Source organism: Mesorhizobium sp. WSM4833, from assembly GCF_055811095.1.
This window is the reverse complement of sequence record NZ_JBVVQG010000007.1, coordinates 195141-218266: the sequence shown is the minus strand read 5'-3', so window position 1 is coordinate 218266 and position 23126 is coordinate 195141. Positions and strand designations below refer to the sequence as shown.

18 protein-coding genes are annotated in these 23126 nt (G+C 62.0%); 12 read left to right on the top strand and 6 right to left on the bottom strand.

What is annotated here, in order from left to right:
* The 5 genes from asnB to AC0L2D_RS16250 all read right to left on the bottom strand — a co-directional run bounded on the left by asnB (position 1) and on the right by AC0L2D_RS16250 (position 7958).
* The gene (gene asnB / locus AC0L2D_RS16270) at positions 1-1998 is read right to left on the bottom strand and encodes an asparagine synthase (glutamine-hydrolyzing) (RefSeq protein ID WP_473541539.1); all 1998 of its coding nucleotides are present in this window, start codon (positions 1996-1998) and stop codon (positions 1-3) included.
* Positions 1999-3258 carry an O-antigen ligase family protein gene (locus AC0L2D_RS16265; protein WP_063167494.1) on the bottom strand — a complete coding sequence of 420 codons (1260 nt, stop codon included), beginning with the start codon at positions 3256-3258 and terminating at the stop codon, positions 1999-2001.
* Positions 3255-4463, bottom strand: coding sequence for a glycosyltransferase family 4 protein (locus AC0L2D_RS16260; protein WP_063167495.1), 1209 nt, complete (start codon positions 4461-4463; stop codon positions 3255-3257). Before AC0L2D_RS16260 ends, AC0L2D_RS16265 begins: the two co-directional genes overlap by 4 nt.
* Positions 4464-4878: 415 nt before the next feature.
* The gene (locus AC0L2D_RS16255) at positions 4879-6648 is read right to left on the bottom strand and encodes a calcium-binding protein (protein WP_473541538.1); all 1770 of its coding nucleotides are present in this window, start codon (positions 6646-6648) and stop codon (positions 4879-4881) included.
* 326 nt (positions 6649-6974) lie between these two features.
* On the bottom strand, positions 6975-7958 hold the full coding sequence (locus AC0L2D_RS16250) for an ATP-grasp fold amidoligase family protein (RefSeq protein WP_473541537.1): 984 nt from the start codon (positions 7956-7958) through the stop codon (positions 6975-6977).
* Between the two features lie 713 nt (positions 7959-8671).
* Between AC0L2D_RS16250 and AC0L2D_RS16245 the strand changes: the two genes are divergently transcribed.
* Complete coding sequence (locus AC0L2D_RS16245) at positions 8672-10423, top strand: type I secretion system permease/ATPase (protein WP_063167497.1); 1752 nt, start codon at positions 8672-8674, stop codon at positions 10421-10423.
* Complete coding sequence (locus AC0L2D_RS16240) at positions 10416-11792, top strand: HlyD family type I secretion periplasmic adaptor subunit (protein WP_473541536.1); 1377 nt, start codon at positions 10416-10418, stop codon at positions 11790-11792. The genes AC0L2D_RS16245 and AC0L2D_RS16240 overlap by 8 nt, the downstream gene beginning before the upstream one ends.
* A gap of 175 nt (positions 11793-11967) precedes the next feature.
* Here AC0L2D_RS16240 and AC0L2D_RS16235 read toward each other — a convergent pair whose 3' ends face one another.
* Complete coding sequence (locus AC0L2D_RS16235) at positions 11968-12918, bottom strand: LysR family transcriptional regulator (RefSeq protein WP_013533101.1); 951 nt, start codon at positions 12916-12918, stop codon at positions 11968-11970.
* A gap of 93 nt (positions 12919-13011) precedes the next feature.
* Between AC0L2D_RS16235 and AC0L2D_RS16230 the strand changes: the two genes are divergently transcribed.
* The 10 genes from AC0L2D_RS16230 to AC0L2D_RS16185 all read left to right on the top strand — a co-directional run bounded on the left by AC0L2D_RS16230 (position 13012) and on the right by AC0L2D_RS16185 (position 23121).
* On the top strand, positions 13012-13917 hold the full coding sequence (locus tag AC0L2D_RS16230) for a dioxygenase family protein (RefSeq protein WP_473541535.1): 906 nt from the start codon (positions 13012-13014) through the stop codon (positions 13915-13917).
* A gap of 3 nt (positions 13918-13920) precedes the next feature.
* Positions 13921-14880 (top strand): VOC family protein, encoded by a 960-nt coding sequence (locus AC0L2D_RS16225; protein WP_473541534.1) that lies wholly within the window; start codon positions 13921-13923, stop codon positions 14878-14880.
* Positions 14877-15536, top strand: a complete 660-nt coding sequence (locus AC0L2D_RS16220) for an alpha/beta hydrolase (protein ID WP_064995005.1) — start codon at positions 14877-14879, stop codon at positions 15534-15536. Before AC0L2D_RS16225 ends, AC0L2D_RS16220 begins: the two co-directional genes overlap by 4 nt.
* Positions 15533-16597, top strand: a complete 1065-nt coding sequence (locus tag AC0L2D_RS16215) for a maleylacetate reductase (protein ID WP_473541533.1) — start codon at positions 15533-15535, stop codon at positions 16595-16597. Before AC0L2D_RS16220 ends, AC0L2D_RS16215 begins: the two co-directional genes overlap by 4 nt.
* A gap of 27 nt (positions 16598-16624) precedes the next feature.
* A complete protein-coding gene (locus AC0L2D_RS16210; protein ID WP_473541532.1) occupies positions 16625-17899 on the top strand; it encodes an ABC transporter substrate-binding protein in 1275 nt (424 codons plus the stop codon).
* 59 nt (positions 17900-17958) lie between these two features.
* Positions 17959-18675 (top strand): ABC transporter ATP-binding protein, encoded by a 717-nt coding sequence (locus tag AC0L2D_RS16205; protein WP_473541531.1) that lies wholly within the window; start codon positions 17959-17961, stop codon positions 18673-18675.
* Positions 18675-19376, top strand: coding sequence for an ABC transporter ATP-binding protein (locus AC0L2D_RS16200; protein WP_473541530.1), 702 nt, complete (start codon positions 18675-18677; stop codon positions 19374-19376). The genes AC0L2D_RS16205 and AC0L2D_RS16200 overlap by 1 nt, the downstream gene beginning before the upstream one ends.
* Positions 19377-19443: 67 nt before the next feature.
* Positions 19444-20307: a branched-chain amino acid ABC transporter permease gene (locus AC0L2D_RS16195; protein ID WP_473541529.1), complete on the top strand. Its 864-nt coding sequence runs from the start codon at positions 19444-19446 to the stop codon at positions 20305-20307.
* Between the two features lie 10 nt (positions 20308-20317).
* Positions 20318-21367, top strand: a complete 1050-nt coding sequence (locus AC0L2D_RS16190; RefSeq protein ID WP_473541528.1) for a branched-chain amino acid ABC transporter permease — start codon at positions 20318-20320, stop codon at positions 21365-21367.
* Positions 21367-23121 carry an FAD-dependent oxidoreductase gene (locus tag AC0L2D_RS16185; RefSeq protein WP_473541527.1) on the top strand — a complete coding sequence of 585 codons (1755 nt, stop codon included), beginning with the start codon at positions 21367-21369 and terminating at the stop codon, positions 23119-23121. The genes AC0L2D_RS16190 and AC0L2D_RS16185 overlap by 1 nt, the downstream gene beginning before the upstream one ends.
* Positions 23122-23126 lie beyond the last annotated feature (5 nt).

Sequence of the window (23126 nt, the reverse complement as noted above, 5' to 3'; positions counted from 1 at the left end):
TTATACTCCTGCCAGATCGGGTTCATGAATTGGGCCGGTTTGCTGTGCTTGCCGGTTGGCTCGGCTCCGCCAGGCCTGGAACATCAATGCGGACCACAATTCGCGCGAGCGGTTCTGGCCATCAATGTGATCGCGCCAGCAGGCGTCGATCTTCGCAGCGTCCAATACGTCACTGCTTTCTGCTCGCATGTCGGCGAGAAGATCGCTGGCCCAGTTGCGCAGCGGACCCCGCAGCCATGCTGCGATAGGGACATCGAAGCCCTGTTTCGGACGCTCGATCAGGTGCTGCGGGAGATAGCGGCGTAGCAATTGACGAAGGATCCATTTGCCGGCGCCATCACGAACTTTCATGTTGGATGGCAGCCGCCAGGAGAATTCGACAACGCGGTGGTCAAGCAGAGGACACCGGCCCTCAAGGCTGTTGGCCATAGTGGCACGGTCCAGCTTCACCAAGATATCGCCAGGCAAGTATCCCGCCATGTCATCGCACAAAAGACGGGAGAGCAGGTCGTCAAGCGGCGGACCGCCGTGGCAGTAGATTGGTTCGGTGGGCCGCTGACGTCCCAGGTTTTCAGCCTGTGGCCGCGCCAGCCGCTGAAACAATTCGTCTTCATTCGATGCCGCGAGCAGCCGGGCGAGACGTTCCATCCGGTCGCTCCGGATAAAATGCCTCGCGCTCGCAGAGAGTGGCAGTTTGCCGATGACATCGTCGCGTCCGGCGCGTGCGAAAAAACCTGCCCCTGCCGCCAAGGTTCGGCGCAGTTGTCGGGGCAGGCGCAGGTGTCGTTTCAACCGCTCCGCCATGAAGTGGCGGCCGTATCCTGCGAAGCATTCGTCACCGCCGTCGCCCGACAGCGCTACGGTGACGTGCTGACGGGCGAGCCTGGCAACGAGCAAGGTCGGTATCTGCGATTCATCGGCGAAGGGTTCATCCCAGACCTGCGGCAACTCGGGAATGACGTCACGTGCGGCGCTGGGCGAGAGGTGAAGTTCGGAGTGGTCGGTGCCCAGATGACGGGCAACGGCCGCTGCGTATGGAGCTTCATCAAAGCCGCCCTCTGCGAACGAGATCGTGAAACTGCGAACCGGCTTGCAGGATTGAGCCTGCATCAGGGCGATCACGGCTGAGCTGTCGATCCCGCCCGACAGGAAGCCGCCCAGAGGGACGTCGGCGATCATGCGTTCCCGCACGGCCAGCCGAAGCCGGTTGTCCAGTTCGTCAACCAGATCTTCGTCGGTGCCGTTAGCGGGGTTCCGTCGCCCATCGGCTGCAACGTCAGCCAGTGACCACCAGCGGTGAATGCGTTGGGAAAGACGGTCCGCGCTGCGGTCTTCGGCAAAATTCGCCGCGGTGACGGAAAGGACGGAACCAGGCGGCAGTTTGAACACGCTTCGCCAGATACAGAGATGGTCCGGCACCCATCCCGTTGAAAGCATTGCCGCCGCGGCATCAAGATCAAGGTCGGGAGAGAAGCCCGGAAAGGTGTTGATCGCCTTCAGCTCAGAGGCGAAGACCAATGCGTCTCGGGTCGAAGCAACATAGAGGGGCTTTTTGCCCATCCTGTCACGGGCCAGATAAAGGCTTCTTGTCTTCAGATCCCACAATGCGAACACGAACATTCCGGCAAAGCGTTTGAGGGCGGTTTCAAGCCCCCAATGCTCGATTGCGCTGAGCATCACTTCGGTGTCGCTGGCGCCTTGAAAGGTTTGGCCCGCACCCTCGAGTTCGCGACGCAAATCGCGAAAATTGTGTATCTCACCGTTGAAGGTGATCACGTACCGGCCGCTGGCAGAATGCATCGGCTGGTGCCCGGCGGCTGACAGGTCGACAATTGCCAATCGCCTGTGGCCCAATGCGATTCCAGCCTCGCGATCGGCCCAGAGCCCTTCGCCATCCGGGCCCCGGTGACGAAGCGATGCGGTCATCCGCCCGATCGCTTGGAGCGGCTTTATGTCTGTGGCATCGGAAGCCAATAGAATTCCGGCGATCCCACACATTTAGGGCACCCTGGGCTCGGCAAGTTGCCGCCGAAGTGCGGTCGGATTTCCGGCAACGAGGCAGAAAGCCAGCGAAAACCACACGATCGGATGGCGGATGATCAGGTGAGGCATGCTGAAGATTATCGTCGACGCACCGAGCACCAGCAGCGCGTCGAATCCCGCTCGCCAGGCAAGCGACATTGCGGCTCCCACGATCCAGACCAATGCCATCACCGCAAGCAATCCGCCCTGCAGGTAAAGATCAAGAACGGTATTATGGGCCTCGAAAGGTCGCTGCAGAAATTGACGGTCGGCGACGGGCGGGCGCTCGAGGTGAGGCCCAGGGCCCAATCCCAGCGACCCGGATTTCAACCCCGTTTCCACCGCGTCCTGCCACAGATAGAGCCGGAGTTCGAACGTTTCGAGTGTCGCTTCCCCACCCTGGTCCTTGGTAAGGCTCTTGGCAAAATGGGCGACGCTGGCCTCTTCGGTGAGCGCGTAGGGCGTCATCGCCAGCGCTAAAGGCAAGGAACCCGCCAACAGCACAATTGCTGCCAAGCGGGGCAGGCTGGCGCGACCGCTTGTTGCGATCCATGCACGAAGCCGCAATCCGAGAAAGACGAGGCAGCTCAGGATACTGGTGTAGAGATAGGTGTCGCTCTTCGTCAGCCGGCCGACATAAAAGGTCAGGATCAGGCTGGAGAATGCGAGCAAACGGCGCCATGGGTTGCGGGTGGTCGTGGCAAGGTGCAAAGCCAGGGGGCCAAAAAGCGCGCAATAGAGCGCAAGTTGGTTCGGGTTCTCGGACCAGCCACGGAATCTGTCCCAGAACCAGGGGTCGACGCCGGGCTGGTGGGCTACCCCAAATGCCAATCCCAGCTGAATTACGAAGCTTCCATTGGCGATGGCGATCACCCACCAGGCACTGCGGCGAAGGTGACGATCGGCGTCGGGCTCCGCGGCCGCCAGGCATGTGAAGCCGGCCAGCAGCATGTAGGCCATCAGGTCATGTACCAGCCCGGTCAAGTAAAGGACGGTGGTCAGGTAGCCGACGATCGTGCCGATTCCCAAAGCCAGCGACAAGATCAGCCAGAAGCTCGCCAGTTGGACAAAAGCGGGTGTGACCTGGAGACGACCCCCGGCGAATATTCGTCCAATCGCCAGAACGATCCAGATCGCGATGAACAATTCGCCATAGCCGAGCGGCAATCCCGGAACGGCCAGTTGCGTCGCGTAGGACATCGCAACTCCCAGGGCGAGCAAGGCGTCCCGGATCATTGACGTGCTCCGCCCCGGTGATCTGCGAGGCTGCCCTCAAGTGCGACAGCAGGGAGCGGTCGCGGAAGCCCCGCGCGGAGTGTGTTTTCGTACAGGTCGCAGTACTGATCGACCACCAACGGCAGGGCAAATCGCTCCCGCACAAGTTCAGCGGAACGGACGCCCATTGCCTTTGCCCCAGCGCGGTCGGACAGCAAGTCTATTGTTCGCGAGGCAAGGGCATCGGCGTCATGCGGTGCAACCAGGTAGCCATTCCACCCGTCTTCGACGACGTCTCTGCAGCCTGGCATCCTGGAAGCCACGATTGGCAGTCCCGAAAGCCCCGCTTCCAGCAACACACGCGGTACTCCTTCGCGATACTGGGTGGGAAAGGCGAATACATCGGCCATGCCGAGGAGATCAGCGACATCGCGTCGTGGACCCAAGGCCAGCACATGAGATGCGTGCCGGTCGATCTCGGACTTGTCGATTGCGAATGAGCCTTCGGATTCTCGCGGGCCGACAAGCACAAATCGTGCTGCTGGTCTTTCGGCCACGACGCGAGGAACCGCCTCGAGGAGGGTTCCCACACCCTTCTGACGGGTCAAGCGGCCGACAAAGATCACCACTTCGGCGGACTGGAGGCCGAGTTCCCTACGCATCTTCGTTGCCGAGGACCCGAGATGGCGCACCGTTGCGAACGCATCGACATCGATTCCGGAACTGCGTATCAGTCGCGAGCTTCCGCGACCGGTCAGCCGAAAGCGCTCGAAGAACAGTTGGTCATCACGATTTTGGAAAACGGTCGCCGCCGTCCACGAAGACGCGAGCCATTGCAGCGCGCAATAGACCGGACGCAGGGCCAAAGCGCGAGGCGCCAGAGATGAGAACGTCCAGCCCAGCCCGTTGATGGTGCGAATAACCGGAACTGTTCCCCGCATGGAAAGGGGCGTCAACAGATTTGGCTTGGTGTCGAAACTCTGGATGATGTCGGGCCGAAGCTCCCGCATCAATCGGCGCATCGTTCCGAGAGCACGCCATTCCCCGCCGCCAGATGCAAACCGGTCGAAGGAGAACCTGTGATGCGAAATGTCATGCCTTAAAAACGGTACGGGAGAACCGCTCGAGACCGCCGTAACGCGAAAGCCTTTCTCTCGCAGCGCGATGAGGAAGGGAACTCTCAAGGCGTGATCCTCGCCTCCCACGCAGACCAGATGTGGGTTCATCTGCCTCTCCCCAGCGCACACGGCGGGCAATCGAGTAACTGACGCTCTCGATGCTGCCACGGCCCGGTTTCATCACCTATGAGCGCATCCCGCCCGAGTGCACGCTATGGGGAGGCCGGGTTCCTGTCCTCGTCCGTTTGAATGACACCATGATGTTTGGAAAGGGGTAGGACCAGTGAGGCGAGATTCCCTCGCAGTGGGGAGCGCTAATGTCCCTCCTGTCTTGCCGACGCAGTCTCACCGGGACGCCCCCACGGCATTGCCTGAAGTGGGCACGATGAGTGGCTGGAGTAAGGCGTGGCGGACCTGAACTCCGCGGCTCGCTGACGGGCGCGAAGTTCGGACGCTCGGCCCAAACGACTGTCGGCGAGGCCCCAAGACCTCGCCGACCTTTAAGGCATTCGTCGCTGGAGCGTCAGGTGACCAGGAAAGACGATGCGGTAATCGACAGATGCGGAGAGAGGCTCGCGAAATGGATCTGGTTTGCGCCTCCGACGCCGTCGCTGTCGAAAGAAAGAGCTCCGGTCGAACTGTTGTAGATAATGTGATCGGAACTGTCATGCGCCGCTTTGCCGGCAAAGAAAGCGTCCGACGAGAGGCCCCCCTGGTCGAGACCGGCAAAGATGGAATGGTCGAGGTGGATCTTGTCCTGGGCTTTGTTGAAATCAGTGATCCTGTCGACGTTTCCAGAACCAAGGGCGGTACTGAACACGAAGGCATCTCTGCCCCCGTGCCCGGTCAACGTATCGGCCCCGCCGCCACCGTCGATCTTGTTGTTACCGGCATTGCCGTGAATGGTCTGTCCGAATTCGTTGCCGGTCAGATTGATGGCGGCCTTGCCGGACGCCTTGGTTGTTGCGAGTTGCTCGATGTGCGAGCCAGCCGAAAGAGCGAAGCTCACCGAGGCAAGAACCTTGTCGAGGCCGCTTCCTCTCTGCTCCACCACCTTGTCGTGGGCATTGTCGACGTAATAGGTGTCATTGCCGCCATAGCCGGTCATCTTGTCGGCGCCACCGCCGCCATTGATCTTGTTGGCACCGCCATTTCCATAGATGGCTTGACCGAATTCGTTGCCGGTCAGGTTGATGGACGCCCTGCCACCGGAATTGGCGGTGGAGAGCTGCTCGACATGTGATCCCGCCGTAAGAGCGTAACTCACCGAGGCCGCGACCTTGTCGAAGCCCCCGTTTGGCGCTTCCATAACCCTGTCATGAGCATTGTTGACGAGATATTTGTCATTGCCCCTGGTTGCGTGGAAAACGTCTGCGCCGCGCGTGCCATGGAAGACATGATCGCTGCCCGACGGGGCCGGCGCGGTGGGAGCAGGCGTGCCGACGTGAGTAGGAGGCGTGGTCGGTGTGCCGACCGGATCACTGACCGGGGGCGTGACAGGATCACTAACCGGGGGCGAGACCGGGGCATGGGTGCCCTCGAGATTGTGCTGGAGGAAAAAGGCTTTCAGGTCCGAGGCGCTTTCAAGCGCGGTGTCGCCATTCTGCGTTCCCCATTTATAGGTATAGTCAAAGGCGGGCGACGGAACCAGTGCGGCCCAACGATCAATCATGGCCTGCTCCTGGGCAGCGGTGGGCATGACAAACTTGCCGCCAGCGCTGGTTTCCCAGTTGCCACCACCGAACGCTTGGTAAAGCGGGACAATCTTGTCAATCGGGATGCCTGCTTCACCGGCAGCCGCAACCATCTTGTCGATATGGGTGTAGTCGGGAGCCGAAGTGTTGTTGATGGGGTAATAGCCGATACCGTAGAAATCGATGCCCGTATTCGCCGGATTGTAAGCGGCGTGGGCCGGGTCGTTCGGGTTCATGTAGCTCGGCGAGCCATCCGTGCCCAAGTTCATCATCGTGATGAAGGTCTTGGCGCCGGGAACATGAGAATGAATCCAGTCGGATTCCGCCTTTAGGTTTGCAGCGGTTGCGTAGCTGCCCCACTTGCCTGTCGGATCAGGCTCGTCGCTAAGGTAAAACCCGAACACATTTGGATTACCTATGAAGGGAGTGACTTTATCAATGAAAGACGAAGTTACTCCGTCGTGCTCACCGAGATAAACCAAGCCTTTCATGCCATCCGGCAAGGCATTGACTTGCGAAACGTACTGAACATCAGCCAGATTGAATCCGGCGGTTGCGATCTCGGCGGCTGATCCACCGGACGCGTAGTGGAGTGTCATCCAAAAATCCTTTGGTTGATTCGGTTATGCCCCACGTCTGCTTAGTTGACGGCGCATATTAGGCCCAAATCAAATACGACACCCGCTGGATAGAATCTTTGATCGCCGACAGGATTGCTGCACAGCAGCAGATGCTCCGCTTCGGTCAACCGAAGTCTTTTAAAACAGTGCCGCAACAACAACATAAGCCCCTCTCATCCGGCTCATTGTTGAGCCGCGTGATTGGGAAATATCCGCCTTTCCCGACCGGGTTATCCCCAACTAGGGGAAAGCCAATTGGGGTGCTTCGGCACATGAACCGAGGCTTGCGCTGACGCCCTTGCGGCTCACCCGCCAACTTGACGGTCGAAAGATCGTGCCGCTTGCGGCGTGAAGCGGCCACCTATCGCTGCTTTAGGAGCACTTTCTGCTTTGATCCTATTTAAAAAATCGATGGCCCAACTCTCGTTTGAAATATGATCCGACCCAGCGCATGGAGAAAAAGTCATCTCTCCAAAATATATGTCACCGTTAATGCTGTACAAATCAACCCTGACAAACTCAACATCCCTAGATATCGTTTCCGCGATCTCGATCATTTTTTCGAGATTTTCCGGCCTTTCTACGTTTTCTGGCAGGTCATAACCATACATGACATCAATCTGCTTAAAGTCCGGAAGAGAAAAGACAGCCCTTTTATGATCAACAAATCTACCGACGTCGATCTGAAGATAAATTGCCTTGCCGCGAACGCAAAAGAATTTGTAGTCACTTAATTCACCACCAGTAGAAATGTTGTCTTCGACAATTAATTTCTTTTCCATTTTATAATATTGTGTCTCTCGCCCAATATTGAAGTACGACCTCTTAGAGAAATTTAAGAATTCCTCTATGGTTTTCCTATTGAGCGGTTTGTCGAGGAATATAATTTTTCCAGAGGAATGGGTCGGCTTCATCACGAAATGACGTCCGAGGAAAGGCTGGATCCAAAGTAAAATGTCATCTGCCGTCGTATTTCTATCTATCTTGAATACAGAGATCGTCTTTGGGATTTTAAGGCCTGAGATTCCACTAGCTATGTATTTAGCATAATGCTTATCAACGCAAATCTTCTCCAGGTATCCCCATCTATTTCGTATCATTCTGTCAAATATAAAATCATTTATCGTAGCCGATTGACTGGAAACCCGTCTTGGGAACCTATTGTTCCCGTTAAAGAATCCCGCTGCTGCTATGGGGTAGTTCAGAACGTAGAAATTCGGGGTTATCAAGCTGACCCTATATATCGTTTCCCAGACAGCTCTTCTTAATTTCCGATACTTCTTTTCCACGCAACACCCCACTACGCGGATAACGCACCGGCTAACGCGGCGTCCGCTCTGATAACGACGATGGCGAAGGCGCGATCCGCCTCCTTGGGCAGGTTGGCAGCCGTCACAGATGGGCCGGTCGAACCCGTCGGCCAGCGCCCCGAGGTGAACGAGCCCTCCAGTCGCCATCCCTGCGCATGCGTTAAACCACAATACGTCAGGCTCGATCACCGTCCTCCTCCGTTTGAATGACGATCCGGCGTGCCGGCCTGACGGTCGTCAATTTGCCGCCTCTGGAAGTCTGGGAGACTGATGGTCTGCTCGGGTGATTGGTGTATCGGGGCGAGATCAAATACAGAATACAGAACGACAAAAGGTTTGATTGATCTAAGTTGTTGCTCCGCATCAGGTATTTTGTGTCAACGACCGTGGCGTCTTTGAAAGTGTGTGGAAGCAAGGACATAAGCCCCTTTTGCGTGTTCCATTCTGGATTGCGTTACTAGCGTGAATTGCCGTTTTTTGGGGGAGTTATCCCCAGCCTGTGCACGCTGCGGGTCGCGTTTCGTTGGTCCTGCGCCACGAATCCGCTGCATTTTCCTCAAAGTCGACGTATGTAAGCAGAGCGCAATAAGGGGGGCGACGGATAGCGGCTGCTATGCGCACCAAGAAAGGTTTGAGCCATCACAATTTACGGAAGTAACGGCGCGGCAGTGTCGCGCGAACGACCGCTGGTCATGAAAACATCGGGGGCCGGTTCTCCCGAGCTGCGTTCCGCCATTCTCGCCTGCATGCCTGGGCTGCTTGGCGTGGCGCTGTTTTCGGCAGTGATAAACATTCTCGCCCTGACCGGTTCGGTTTATATGTTGCAGATCTACGATCGCGTTCTGCCGTCGCAGAGCGTTCCCACCCTGGTGGGGTTCACGATCGGCATGCTGGGCTTGTATGCGGTCTACGGGCTCCTGGATTTCGTGCGGCTTCGCGTGCTGGTCCGCATCGGCAGTCTTCTCTATAGAAATTTGCAGCAAAAGGTGTTCTCCATCTCCCTGTCCTTGCCGCTCAAGGCAGGACGTGATGCGGGCCGTCTGCAGCCTTTGCACGATCTTGACCGACTGCGCGGCTTTCTTTCCGGAACGGGACCGACGGTCATCTTCGACGCTCCGTGGATCCCTTTTTATCTGGTGATCATTTATTTGCTCCATCCTTTGCTCGGCTTGTTGGCAACCGTCGGCGCGATCGCCGTGGTCCTCCTGACGGCGGTTGCGGAAGTCTTTAGCCGTGGTCCGGCCGCGCGCGCCTCCGAAGACTTGTCGTCGCAACGGGCGCTTGCCGACTCCGCCCGGCGCAACGCCGAGGTTGTTCATGCAATGGGGCTTTCTGGTCGACTGGCTCGACGCTGGAGCGACGTCAGCCGCGCATATCTTGGTCAGCAGGAGCGCCTCTCGGATGTCGTCGGTGGCGCCAGTTCCTTCTCGAAGGCGCTTCGCATGGGTCTGCAATCCGGCGTTCTGGGGCTCGGTGCTTACCTGGTCATCGGCGGTGAAGCTTCTCCTGGGGTGATTATCGCATCTTCCATATTGCTCGGCCGGGCCTTGGCCCCAGTTGACGCGGCGATTGCAAACTGGAGAGGTTTTCTATCGACCCGGCGCAGCTATAGCGAGCTGGCAGCTGTCATGGCTGCATTTGGCAGTCAGGACGATCCGATGGAATTGCCTCGTCCACAGGCACGATTTGCCGTCGAGCAACTGACAGTCGCGCCGCCCGGCCTGACAAGACCGACCGTTGTAAATGTAAGTTTCCACCTGTCGAGGGGGGCTGGAATGGCCGTCGTCGGCCCGAGCGGCTCCGGCAAGACGACGCTGGCCCGTTCGTTGGTCGGGGTGTGGAAGCCGCTCCATGGCTCGGTGAGATTGGACGGCGCCTCTCTCGATCAATGGAACTCGGAACATCTCGGCGCCCATATCGGCTACATGCCGCAGGATGTGGAGTTGTTTGACGGCACGGTAGCAGACAACATTTCGAGGTTCCGAGGCAAGACGGATCCAAAAGGCGTCCTTGCGGCGGCAAGAGCCGCCGGCGTCGAGAAAATGATCATGCAACTCCCTCAGGGATTTCAGACCCGCATCGGGGAGGGGGGAGCAGCCCTGTCGGCAGGGCAGAGGCAACTCGTGGGTCTCGCCCGAGCACTTTATGGCGAGCCGTTCCTTGTCGTGCTCGACGAACCGAACTCGAACCTCGACGTGGATGGGGACGCTGCCCTGGCCGGCGCCATACGGGCAGTGCGTCAGCGCGGGGGCATCGTCATTGTCGTTGCGCATCGTCCCTCGGCACTCGCCAACATCGATCAGGTGCTGGTTATGTCGAACGGGACGGTTCATGCCTTTGGCTCGCGCGAGGAGGTCTTGGCGAACGTGCTCCGACCTTCACCGCCTGTTTCACCTCGGCCATCTTCTTTGGCGCCGATACCGGGGGTTGCCGGGCATGCATGAGGCTCTGCTCGAAACATTCGTCACCTTCTCGTCCTATGCCCGGACCCTTCGTGGCAGCAAAGGGCCTGCCGTGAGCTCGCCAGATCTGCCGGACGGTATTCGGGCCAACCTGATATTCGGCTTGGTGATTACAGGTCTGCTGGTCCTTGGCGGCGGCCTGTGGCTGGGATTGACCAAGATCGCCGGCGCCGTGGTTGCACCGGCCACCGTGGTGGTAGAAAGCAACGTCAAGAAGGTCCAGCATCAAACCGGAGGCACAGTGGGCGGAATCTTCGCGCAGGACGGAGATCATGTACGAGCCGGCGACGTGCTGGTCAGGCTGGATGACACGCTGACACGCGCGAACCTGCAAATCATCAGCGAGGATCTCGATCGCGCGACCGTTCGCCTCGCCCGGCTGGAGGCCGAGCGCACGGGCTTGGCGGAAATGCAGCTGCCGGTCGACCTGAAGGCGCGAATGAACCAACCGGAGCTGGCGGCGCTCGTCAACGGCGAACGCGCTCTCTTTGAAACGCGCGCTTCGGCTTTGGCTGGACAGAAGGCGCAGCTGAGAAGCCAATCCCAGCAACTTGAACGTCAGATCGACGGTCTTAAAGCGCAACAGAGCGCGGTGGATGAATCGGTTGCTCTGCTGAGCAAGGATTTCGCCGACGTTGATTCCCTCTACGCCAAAAAACTCGTCTCCAAGGAGAGGGTAAGCAACATCAAGTTGGATGCCACCCGGGCCAGGGGAGAATCGGGGCGCCTCGCTGCAGCAGTAGCTGAAGCCCAGGCGCGCATCAGCGAAACGGGGTTGCAGATGCTGCAGCTGGATGACCAAAGGCGCACCGACGTGACGACCGAACTCCGCGAGACGGAAGCCAAGCAGACCGAACTCAACGAACGGAGGATTGTGGCGCAGGATGAACTGACCAAGACAACGATCCGCGCGCCACAGTCCGGAACGATACAGGAATCGGCTATCCATACCGTCGGCGGCGTTATCGCGCCTGGCGAGATGCTTATGACCATCGTACCTGATACCGACGATCTTGTGGTGGACGCGCTGATCCCTCCGTCGCGGGTCGACGATGTCCGGCCTGGGCAGCCGGTATCGATCCGTTTTCCGGCGTTCGACGTGGGAACCACTCCGGTCTGCCAAGGGTCAGTGAAACACATCTCGGCAGATCTGATTAAAGACCCGCAACGTCAGCTTTCCTATTTTTCGGCGCGTATCAAGGTTGAAAGCAAATCAAGCTGCCTGACCGAAGCGAAGGTGCTGAGGCCAGGTATGCCCGCCGAGGTTCATATCCGCACCGACGAACGCAATGTCTGGTCTTATCTGTTGAAACCCTTTGCGGATCAGATGTCCAAAGCGTTTACGCAGTGATGGCGAGGTGGAGGAGGGCGTGACCAATAGGATATCGGGATTTCTGGCGGCCCGACGGCTTTTGGGGGCGGGCGGCCGTCGAGCCTAACCGGCGACGCGGGGATGAAGCGCCTCCGGCTGGAGGAAACATGCGCGTTGTGTGACGCTACCGCATCATTCGAATAGCGAGGCTGGTTTACCGTCCCCAGACAACGGCATTTTCATGCCGTTTGATGATGTGCTTCAGGTTTTCGAAGGCGGTCGTGACGTGGCCGGCGAAGCGCTCTGCCGCCGGTGAGCGTGGTCCGCTGACCCGGCGAAGGATACCGAGTGAGCGGCTGGGCTGCGGGATTTCATAGGGCAGCACCGTAACCCGGCTCTCCTTGCGCTGCGCGAAGACTACGGAGAATGGCAGCACGGCCAACGCATCGGTTTCGGCAAGGAAGTTGATCACGCTCATCAGCGAGCCTCCCGAATAGCGGATGTTCAGGTCCGACATGCCGATGCTCATCAGGATCATCTGCAGGTCCGACATCAGCGGAGAGCCGGGCAGGGGAGCCACCCAGGGAAAGCTGGTCAGGTCATGCGCCCTGAGGCGGCGATTTCGCAGCAGGGGATGATCGGGCCGGCAAGCCACGACATTGCGTCCGGGCAGGATTTCGGTGAATTCGAAGCCGGGACCAAGGTCGAGCACGCCGATCGGCACGATGCCGAGGTCGATCTGGTTGCTGTCCAGCGCCGCGACCATCTCGGGCAGGTTCATATAGCTCTGCTGAACGGTGACCTCGGGTTCGAGCTTCTGGAATTCTCCGATCATCCGGCTGATCATCGCGTCCATGAAGAACGGCACGCCGCCGACACGGACGACACCTTTGGTGCCTTTCATGAAGCCCTGCACCGCATCCGACGCCTTGCGCGACGCGGTGATGATCGTGCGGCCCTGCGCCGCCAGCTGGAAGCCGAGCGGCGTCGCCTGCAGCGGCCGGCGGCCCTTGAGGAACAGCGGCTCACCCACCCGCGCCTCCAGCATGGCCAGTGATCGGCTGACCGCCGGCTGGGTCAAGCCCAGCATGGCGGCTCCTTCCGACACGCCGCCGGCATCCAGCACCGCGGCGAGCTGCATGAGGTGGCGCTCGTTCAGCTTCATAGCAAAACGCTATACAAGGGACGTCACATCTCATCAAGCATCGCGTCGGGCCGTGCTATCCCGCTTGGCAAGGGGAAGGGAGGCCCCGGCGGAATGCACGGCCAGCACGACCCGAAGCGGCATGAGTCCCCCAAGGCGATATCGACGCAGGCCGAGGAATTCTCGCGGCGCCTGACGGCAATGGGCCAGTCCCGCTTGGCGGCGGCGGCGCAGGCAGCCGTGGATGGTTTGCACGCGCTGATCGTGGAGTTGCGGCCCTCCGGCGAGGAATTCCGCCAGGCGATCGATTTTCTGACCGAGGTTGGCCACTACGCCGATGCGCGGCGCCAGGAATGGGTGCTGTTCGCCGACGTCCTGGGCGTGTCTTCGCTGATCGAGGATCAGAACAGCCCGCGCCCCGCCGGAGCGACACCAAACACCCTGGCCGGGCCCTTCTACCGGGCCGACGTGCCGGAGATGCCACCCGGCGCGAACATCTCGCGCGATCACAAGGGCGAGCCGCTGGAGGTCGCGGGCCGCATCGTCGCGCTCGACGGCGCGGGGGTCGGCGATGCGACGGTCGAGATCTGGCAGGCCAATGCCGAGGGTCTCTACGAGAACCAGGAACCCGACCGCCAGCCGGAATTCAATCTGCGCGGACGCTTCCGTACCGATCCGCAGGGACGGTTCCGCTTCACGACGGTGAAGCCGAAGGGCTACACGCTGCCGTCGGACGGACCGGTCGGTCAATTGATGTCAGCGCTGGGCCTTGGCCTCGAGCGGCCGGCCCATATCCATTTTCGCGTCTCGGCGGAGGGCTTCGAGACGCTGACGACCCACATCTTCGACCGGTCGGACCCTGCGATCGGCCGGGATGCCATCTTCGGGGTCAAACCCGAACTCATGGCCGAGTTCCGCGCGCTGCCGCCCAATGGAGGAAAACGCAAGCACGCGCTCGACCTCAACCTCGTGCTCTGCCCGCAGCGGCGGAGCGATACCGAAACCTCTGGGAGGAGATGACCGATGGCACGTATCAGCGGCTACCACCATTTGACGCTCTCGACCGACAGCGCTCAGGAAGATTTTGATTTCTATACCAAGGCGCTCGGCCTGCATTCGGTGAAGCGCACCGTCTTGTTCGACGGCGTCATCCCGGTCTACCACCTCTATTACGGCTCGCCCAATGGCGATGCGTCGACGATCATCACCACCTTCCCGTTCCGCAAGCCGGGCGTCTATGGCCGCCGCGGGTCCAACCAATCGCGCACCATCATGCAGTCGATCCCCAAGGGCGCCGCGGATTTCTGGGTCGACCGGTTGAATGCGCGCGGCATCGAGGCCATCAAGATCACCCGTTTTGGCGCCGACCGTGCGGCTTTCGCACATCCCTGCGGCATCCCGCATGAGCTGGTGGAAAGCGACAGGGATCCCCGCGCGCCCATCACCAACGAGGCGCAGGGCATCGGCAAGGCCCACGGCATCAAGGGAATCTACGGCGCCGTGGTGGCGGTGATGGACCGCACCGCCATGGACGACTTCCTGACCATCGCATTGCCGATGGAGAAAGAGGCCGACGACCACGAGGGGCTCGTGTTCCGCGTGCCGGATGCGGCCGGCGTCGCACAGCGCGTGGAGGTCATTGTCGACCGCGACAGCCCGCAGGGCACCTGGACTCTGGCGGGAGGCACGATCCACCACCTCGCCCTCAACACCGGCGACGAAGAGAACCAGTTGAAGCTGCGCGCTCATATCGAGGGCCTCGGCTTCACGGACATATCGGAGCAGAAGGACCGCAACTACTTCAAGTCCTGTTATGTCCGCTCGCCCGGCGGCGCGCTGTTCGAAATTGCCTGGACCACGCCGGAAGGCTGGGCCAAGGACGAGCCTCCGGGCCAGATCGGCAAGACGCTGGTCTTCCCGCCTTGGTTCGAGGACCGCGAGAGCGAATTGCAGGCCGGCCTGGAACAGGCGGATTTCGCGTGAGTTCAGGCAGCGGTCCGCTCCGGCTTGGGCCAAGAGGCCCCGAGGCTAAGGCGATTTGCGTCTTCGTCCACGGCCGCGGCCAATCGCCCGAAGAGATGCAGTCCCATGTGCTGTCGCGGCTTTCCGCGTCGGCCGTGGCCTTCATCCTGCCGCGCGCGCCGCACGGCATGTGGTGGGAGGCGCGTGCCGTCGACCCGTTGACGCCGGTCGCCCGCGCGCAGCTCTCTGACGCGCTCGACCACCTTGCGGCCGCAATGGTTGCGGCGCGTGCCGAACTGCCCGGACTGCCGCTGCTTCTCGCGGGCTTCTCGCAAGGGGCGTGTCTCTCGATCGAATATCTCTGTGCGGGGCTGCCGCCGCCGGACGCTTTGGCGGCCTTCACGGGCTGCCGTGTCGGCGTTCCGGCGGACGAAAGATCCGAGGCGGCGCCGGCCGGAATGCCGATCTATCTTTCCGGTGGTGATGCCGATCCCTGGATACCGGTCTCGGCGTTTGCCGATGCCGCGCAATCGCTGGGCCGGATTGGCGCGAGCCTGCGGGCCGATCTGTTCCCGGGCCGCGGCCATGAGGTCTCGGACGCCGAGATTGCCATGCTGGGCACTATCCTCGACGACCTCGCGGCCGGGCGTGGCCCGCGCATGGAGGCGGCGCGATGATGGACAGCTTCACCTTTCCGGGCCTGACGACACGGGTGGTCTTCGGTGCCGGCACCATGGCTCGCGTCGAGGAGGAAGTCCGGCGGCTCGGCCATGAAAAGGTGATGGTGCTTTCGACGCCGCATCAGAAGGGCGATGCGGAAAGGCTGGCCGCAAGCCTTGGTGGCCTCGCCGCTGGGATCTTTGCCGGCGCGGTCATGCATACCCCTGTCGAGGTCACGGAAAAGGCCATCGATACCTTCCGCCGCAGCGGCGCTTCGGTGGTCGTAAGCCTCGGCGGCGGCTCGACCACCGGGCTCGGCAAGGCCATTGCCGTGCGCACGGGCGCCGACCAGGTGGTCGTTCCCACCACATATGCCGGCTCGGAAATGACCGACATACTCGGCGAGACGGCAGCCGGCGAGAAGACCACCCGCCGCTCGCCGGACATTCGCCCAGAGACGGTGATCTACGACGTCGATCTGACACTGAGCCTGCCGGTAAACCTCACCGTAACCTCGGCGATGAACGCGATCGCTCATGCGATGGAAGCCTTGTATGCCCCCGATCGCAATCCGGTCATCGTGCTGATGTGCAGGGATGCCATGGTTGCCTTCCGGGAAGGCATTCCAAGATTGATCGGCAATCCGCAGGATCGCGCGGCGCGGACTCAGGCGCTCTATGCGGCGTGGTGCTGCTCGACCGCGTTAGGCTATGTCTCGATGGCGCTGCATCACAAGCTGGCGCATGTCTTCGGCGGCTCGTTCGACACGCCGCACGCCGAAACCCACGCCATCCTGCTGCCCTACACGACCGCCTTCAACGAAGCGGCGGTGTCCGATCTGCTGCGCCCGATCACCGAGGCATTCGGTGGTGGTTCGGCGGGCGGCGGGCTCTGGGATTTCGCACAGTCGGTCGGCTCTCCGCTGAGCCTGAAGGCGATCGGCATCAAGGAGGCCGATCTCGACCGCGCGGCGGCAATCGCGGTGAAGAATGCCTATGTGAATCCAAGGCCGATCGATCCGGGATCGATAAGGGAACTCCTTCAGGCGGCGTGGGAGGGACGCCGTCCGGGGGACTGAGAACAAAACAAGAGGGAGGAACCAAACATGATCACAAGACGCAGCCTACTGAAAGCCTCGGCGGCGACAGGCCTGGCGCTCGCCGGTTCGCGCCTGGCGACGCCGGCCATCGCGCAAGGCGCCAAGATCCGCCTGGGCTATGTTTCGCCGCAGACGGGGCCGCTCGCCGGCTTCGCGGAAAGCGATGACTACAACATCAAGGCCTTCCTCGCTTCCGAGGCGGGCAAGAACTTCGAGGTCATCGTCAAGGACAGCCAGTCGAACCCCAACCGCGCGGCCGAGGTAGCCAAGAGCCTGATCGTCGGTGACGAGATCAACCTGATGCTCGTCGGCTCGACGCCCGAGAACACCAACCCGGTGGCCACCACCTGCGAGGCGGAGGGCGTGCCGGTGATCTCGACGATGGCTCCGTGGCAGCCCTGGTTCATTGGCCAGCAGGGCAATCCGGCCGATCCGTCCTCGTGGAAGCCTTTCAACTTCGCCTATCACTATTTCTGGGGTCTCGAGGACATCATCGCCGTCTACACCGGCATGTGGAAGCAGCTTTCCACCAACGGCAAGGTGGGAGGGCTGTTCCCCAACGATGCCGACGGCAATGCCTGGGGTGATCCGAAGAACGGCTTGAAGCCGGGCCTCGATGCCGCCGGTTTCAGCCTTGCCGATCCCGGCCGCTATCAGAACCTGTCGGACGATTTCACTGCGCAGGTCAACGCCTTCAAGGCAGCCAATGCCGAGATCGTCACCGGTGTGGTCATTCCGCCGGACTTCACCACCTTCTGGAACCAGGCCCGCCAGCAGGGCTTCAAGCCCAAGGCGATAACGGTGGCCAAAGCGATCCTCTTTCCGCAATCGGTCGAGACGCTGGGCGATGCTGGCCACAACCTCTCATCCGAGGTCTGGTGGTCGGCCTCGCATCCGTTCAAATCGTCCGTGACGGGCGAGAGCTCGGCGGAAATCGCGGCGGATTTCACCGCCAAGACCGGGCGCCCCTGGACGCAGCCAATCGGTTTTGTCCATTCGCTGTTCGAGGTGGCGGCCAATGTCATGGGGCGCGTTTCGGATCCGACCAATGCCGAGGCGATCGCGGCGGCCATAGCCGCCACCGACATGACGACGGTGGTGGGGAAAGTGGCATGGAGCGGTGCGGGACTGCCGCCTTTCGCCGCGAAGAACGTCTGCAAGACGCCGCTCGTTGGCGGCCAGTGGCGGAAGAAGGCCGGTGGCGGCTTCGATCTGGTGATCGTCGAGAACGCCGGCGCTACCGAGATTCCCACCGCTGGCAAGATGGAAGCCCTGGCCTGACGCTGCCGGGGGCGGCTGATACCGCCGCCCTCGTTCGGCGCGACCCAAGGATGACTGTGATGATACTCAGGCTGGAAAACGTTTCGAAGTCCTTCGGCGCCCTGAAGGTTGCGGATTCCGTGACCGTCAGCGTGCCGCGCGGCGAAGCGCTGGGCATTATAGGCCCGAACGGCGCGGGAAAATCGACGCTCTTCAACCTGATCACCGGAAACTTGTTTGCAAATGAGGGCCGCATCGAATTCCTCGGCCGCGACGTGACCCGCGCTCCGGCCATGGAGCGGGTGCGCATGGGCGTCGGCCGCAGCTTCCAGATTCCGCAGCCTTTCGAGGGGCTGACCGTGTTCGAGAATCTCTTGACCGCCGCCGCCTTCGGCCGCGGCGGACGCGAGGCCGAGATGGTCGAGGATTGCGCTGGTATCCTCGAGGCGACGGAGCTCCTCAGGAAAGCCAATTTCGTGGCCGGCTCGTTGAGCCTTCTCGACCGCAAGCGCCTGGAACTCGCCCGCGCCTTGGCGACAGGCCCCGAACTTCTGCTTCTGGACGAGATCGCGGGCGGTCTGACGGAGGGCGAATGCAAGGCCCTGGTCGCGACGATCAGAGCCATCCACGCGAGGGGGACCACCATCATCTGGATCGAGCATGTGCTGCATGCCCTGAATTCGGTGGTCGAGCGGCTCCTCGTGCTGGATTTCGGGCGCGTGATCGGGATCGGCGCGACTGATGATATCATGGCCTCGAAGGCGGTTCGCGAAATCTATCTGGGGCTCGAGGTCTGATGCTGGAAACGCGCGGCCTCACCGCGGATTACGGCCAGTTCCGGGCACTGTTCGGTGTGGATGTCACCGTGGCCGCGGGCGAATGCGTGGCGATCATCGGCGCCAACGGCGCCGGCAAATCCACGCTGATGCGCTCGATCACCGGCGTGATCGGCAACGCGCCCGGCATGGTGCTGCACAGGGGCGAGCCGATCGGCGCGCTGTCTTCGGCCGAGATCATGAAGCGCGGCATCGCCATGGTGCCGGAGGGGCGCCGGCTGTTCCCTTCGCTGACCGTCGAGGAAAATCTGCTGGTCGGCGGGCAGGCGCGTAAGGTGCAGGGGCCGTGGAGCCTCGACGCGGTCTATGACCTTTTCCCGATCCTGGGCGAGCGGCGCAAGAGCCCCGGTACCGCGCTCTCGGGTGGCCAGCAGCAGATGGTGGCGATCGGCCGGGCGCTGATGTCGAACCCCGAATTGCTGCTTTGCGACGAGATCAGCCTCGGCCTCGCGCCCGTCGTGATCCGCGATATCTACGCAGCACTTCCCAGGATCCGCCAAGGCGGCGCCGCGATCGTGCTGGTGGAGCAGGATATCGGCAAGGCGCTGGCAGTGGCCGACCGCGTCTACTGCATGATGGAGGGTCGCGTCACGCTGGCCGCCAGGGCGGCCGAGGTCACGCGCGAAGATATCCACTCTGCCTATTTCGGAGTGGCGGCATGACGCGGGAACCAAGGCTCGGTCGTCTGCTCGCGCAGCACCCTTGTGGCCTGATCGAGGTGGCGCGGCGATGATCTGGCTGGACACCCTCGTGCAAGGGATTCTGCTGGGCGGGCTCTATGCCCTGTTTGCAGCAGGGTTGAGCCTCGTCTTCGGCATCATGCGGCTGGTGAACCTAGCCCATGGCGACCTCATCATTCTTGCCGCCTATCTGGTTTTGATGGGCGTCACGCTGCTCGGCTTGTCGCCCTGGATCGCTGCCCTGATTGCCATGCCCGTGATGTTCGGGCTCGGCTGGCTGCTGCAGGCCGCCGTCCTGAACCGCGTGCTGGGCAAGGACATCCTGCCGCCGCTTCTGGTCACGTTCGGCCTGTCGGTCGCCTTGCAGAACGGCCTGCTCGAGGTCTTCTCCGCCGACAGCCGCCGCATTCCGGTGGGCGCGTTGGAAGGGGCATCGCTCGATCTAGGGCTGGTCACGGTTGGAATCATGCCGTTGATGACCTTTGCCTCGGCGATCCTGACGATCATTGCGCTCAACGCGCTCTTTTACCACACCGCCCTCGGCCGTGCCTTCCGCGCCACCTCGGACGACGCCGTGACGGCGGGGCTGATGGGAATAGAGCCGAAACGGATTTTCGCGATCGCCACCGGGATCGCCATGGTCGTGGTGACGCTGGCGGCGCTCTATCTCGGCATGCGCGCGAACTTCGATCCTTCGATCGGACCGGCGCGGCTGATCTATGCCTTCGAGGCGGTGATCATCGGCGGCCTCGGCAGCCTGTGGGGAACGCTTGCCGGCGGGATCATCATCGGCGTGGCGCAAACGTTCGGCGCCGCGCTCAATCCGGAATGGCAGATACTGGCCGGCCACATCGCCTTCCTGGCCGTGATGCTGCTCAGGCCGCGCGGACTTTTTCCGCGCGCAGTGGATTGAGGGGGGCGGCATGTATCGACTGACAACCCGCACCCGCGCCGGAACCGTGACCGCGATCATTGTGCCGCTCTTCCTCGTCGCCGCGCTCGCGCTGCCTGCCGTGGCCTCGCGTGGTGTCATACAGGATCTGTTCTTCATCCTCACCATGCTGACGCTGGCGCAGATCTGGAACCTGCTGGCGGGCTATGGCGGCCTGGTCTCGGTGGGCCAGCAGGCTTTCGTCGGCATCGGCGCCTACGCGATGTTCGCCGGCGTGATCCTGCTCGGCTGGAATCCGGTCCTGGCGATCCCGCTGGGCGCCCTTGCGGCGCTGGTGCTGGCAGTTCCGACGGCCTTTTTCGCGTTCCGCTTGCAGGGCGCGTATTTCGCCATCGGCACCTGGGTGATCGCCGAAGTGACGCGCCTGCTGGTTGCGCAGTGGAAGGCACTCGGCGGCGGCACCGGCACGTCGCTGCCGCGCGAGGCGACGAGCAGCATCCTGGGCACCGATGCGGTCCGGGCGCTGTTGGGCGTCCGCGAGGCCGCGGCACGCGATGTCATGGCCTACTGGCTGGCTTTGGCGCTGGTCGTGGCCGTGACGGGCGGCATCTATTGGCTGCTGCGCAGCCGCCTCGGGCTGGCGCTGGCGGCAGTGCGCGACAATGTCGACGCGGCGCAATCGGTGGGCGTCGATACCGCCCGGCTCAGATGGGCGGTCTTTCTGATCGCCGCGGCTGCCACCGGGCTGACCGGCGCGCTGATTTTCCTGCAGACGGCCCGCATCTCGCCGAGCGCGGCCTTTGCCGTCACCGACTGGACCGCCAACGTCATCTTCATTGTCGTCATCGGCGGCATCGGCACCATCGAGGGGCCGATCCTCGGTGTGCTGGTCTTCTTTGCGCTGCGTTCGGCGCTGGCCGACTACGGCAGTTGGTACTTGATGACGCTCGGCCTCATCGCCGTTGTCGTGATGCTTTTTGCGCCAAAGGGGCTGTGGGGCCTGATCGCGTCCCGCAAGGGCCTGCACCTGTTTCCGGTCCGCCGCAGGCTGACCGGTCCGAAGATCGAGGGAGGAATTTGATGGCGGATATCGAAACCGACGCGCTGATCGTCGGCACTGGCCCGGCCGGCTCGGCCACCGCCGCGCTGCTGTCGAGCTACGGCGTGGCCAACATGATCGTCAATCGCTATCGCTGGTTGTCGAACACGCCGCGTGCCCACATCACCAACCAGCGCACCATGGAAGTGCTGCGGGACCTCGGTCCGGATGTCGAGGCAGAGGCCATGATGCACGCCTCGCCGCAGGAACTGATGGGCGAGAACGTGTTCTGCGAAAGCCTGGCCGGCGAGGAGATCGGCCGCATGAAGAGCTGGGGTACAGCGCCGCTCTCCAAGGCCGAACATCTGCTGTCGTCTCCCTGTTTCATGAACGATCTGCCCCAGACCTTCATGGAGCCGATCCTGTTCAAGTCGGCCTGCGCCCGCGGGACGCAGGCACGCATGAGCACGGAATATGTCGGTCATGTCCAGGATGCGGACGGCGTGATCACGACCTGCCGCGATCGGCTGTCGGGTAAGGATTTCACCGTGCGGTCGAAGTTCCTCGTCGGCGCCGACGGCGGCAACTCGCTGGTGGCCGAGCATCTGGGCCTGCCGCTCGACGGTAAGATGGGCGTCGGCGGCTCGATGAACATCTTGTTCAGGGCCGATCTGTCGAAATACGTCGCGCACCGGCCGAGCGTCCTCTACTGGGTCATGCAGCCCGGCGCCGACGTCGGCGGCATCGGCATGGGTCTGGTTCGCATGGTGCGGCCGTGGGATGAGTGGCTGATCGTCTGGGGCTACGACATCAACCAGCCGCCGCCGGAGGTAACGCCGGAACTGGCCACCGAGGTCGCGCGTCAATTGGTCGGAGATTCCGCGCTCGAGATCGAGCTCCTGGGCGCCAACACCTGGACGGTGAACAACTGCTTCGCCACGCACATGCAGAAGGGGCGGGTGTTCATCATGGGCGACGCCGCGCACCGGCATCCGCCCTCGAACGGGCTCGGCTCGAACACATCGATCCAGGATGGGTTCAATCTCGCCTGGAAGCTTGCCAAGGTCGTCAAGGGGCAGGCGGGCATCGGGCTTCTGGATAGCTACTCTGCCGAGCGCGCACCGATCGCGCGCCAGATCGTGACGCGGGCGAACCAGTCCATTGCCGAATTCGGACCGATCTTCGAGGCGCTCGGCATGGATGGCGGCGTCGATCACGACAAGATCCAGAGGAACATGGAGGCCCGCGCCGACGCGACGCCCGCGGCCGAAGCGCAGCGCGAGGCGCTCCGCAAGGCTATCGCCTTCAAGAAGTACGAGTTCGACGCCCATGGCGTCGAGATGAACCAGCGCTATGCGTCCGGCGCGGTGGTGACCGACGGCCAGCGCGAGCCGGCATTCGAGAAGGATCGCGAGCTGCACTATGCGCCAACGACGTGGCCGGGCGCGCGCTTGCCGCATGTCTGGGTGTTCGAGCGCTCGGGCAGGAAGGTCTCGACGCTCGATCTTTGCGGGCATGGCGAGTTCACGCTTTTGACCGGTATTGGCGGCGAGGCGTGGGTCGCCGCGGCGGAGACGGTGGGCGCGGAGCTCGGTCTGCCGATCCGCAGCCATGTGATCGGCCCGCGCCGCACGATCGAGGATCATACCGGCGACTGGGCCGGCGCGCGGGAGATCCGCGACACCGGCTGCCTGGTCGTCCGTCCCGACCACCACGTCGCCTGGCGTTCCGAAACGCTCGCGGCCGATCCGGCGGCCGAACTGCGCCGGGTCTTCAAATCCGTTCTGGCGCGCTGAGGAGT